General features: G+C 46.9%; 1 protein-coding gene. It reads left to right on the forward strand.

Annotated elements, in window-relative coordinates; translation table 11 throughout:
* On the forward strand, window positions 1-377 hold a 377-nt coding region (locus AC4IFT_RS22405), incomplete at both ends, for a DUF6708 domain-containing protein (RefSeq protein WP_490752937.1).

A 377-nucleotide genomic window follows, 5' to 3' on the forward strand; every position in this document is an offset into this window, starting at 1 on the left:
GTGGTTGACACATTCAGCGTCAGCATGTGCTCCCTCTATAAAGAGGAGGTGTTGCGTTTTTGGGAGTTTGTTCGCCGCTATATGGAGGATAAAAAAGGGGTGAAAGAGGTCGCCGAAATCACCCACTGGTTTTTACCCATCAATGAGAAAAAAGAGTCGCTTGGCCTTGGTTTTCGCATGTTCAATATGCGCGTAGGCGGTTTTGGGTCAATTTTGCTTTTTCCCTTTCATATACTGTATACCCCTGCTCGTTGGTTCTCTTTTCAAACCAGTAAAATTCCCCAATGGACACCCGAGGTCGAGGCCCTGTGCCAAATTGACGATGCGGATCCGTATCAGTTTGATTGCCACAGTGTTGATATGTCATGGCATTGGCG

Source organism: Providencia sp. UF-183 (assembly GCF_058246155.1).